Annotated in this window: 1 tRNA gene and 1 rRNA gene; both read left to right on the plus strand. The window is 43.4% G+C overall.

The features are described 5' to 3' along the window. The first annotated feature begins 168 nt into the window (after positions 1-168). Positions 169-284: ribosomal RNA gene (rrf, locus tag LZD48_RS18455) — 5S ribosomal RNA — on the plus strand. 52 nt (positions 285-336) lie between these two features. Beyond that, positions 337-413 (plus strand) — tRNA-Met (locus LZD48_RS18460). The last annotated feature ends 50 nt before the right edge of the window (positions 414-463 follow it).

Here is a 463-nt window from a genome sequence, read left to right on the forward strand (position 1 = left end):
TGATAGGTTCGAGGTAGAAGCATGGTGACATGTGGAGCTGACGAATACTAATCGATCGAGGACTTAACTAACTTCTATATTTTGATGTCGTGATTTACTCTTATTTAGTTTTCAGGGTATGAATATACTCTTGCATCAGAGTTAAATTTTGTTATAATATAGTATATGTCTGGTAATGAAGGCGGAAAGGTCACACCTGTTCCCATACCGAACACAGCAGTTAAGCTTTCCAGCGCCGATGGTAGTTGAGACCTTGTCTCTGCGAGAGTAGGACGTTGCCAGGCATAAAAGTATTATAATATTATGCATGAATTATAATTGCATATTTCTTATTATCGCGGGGTGGAGCAGTCCGGTAGCTCGTTGGGCTCATAACCCAAAGGTCGCAGGTTCAAATCCTGCCCCCGCAACCAAGGTCCGGTAGTTCAGTTGGTTAGAATGCCTGCCTGTCACGCAGGAGGTC

Source organism: Oceanobacillus alkalisoli, from assembly GCF_021556485.1.
Classification (GTDB): domain Bacteria; phylum Bacillota; class Bacilli; order Bacillales; family Amphibacillaceae; genus Oceanobacillus; species Oceanobacillus alkalisoli.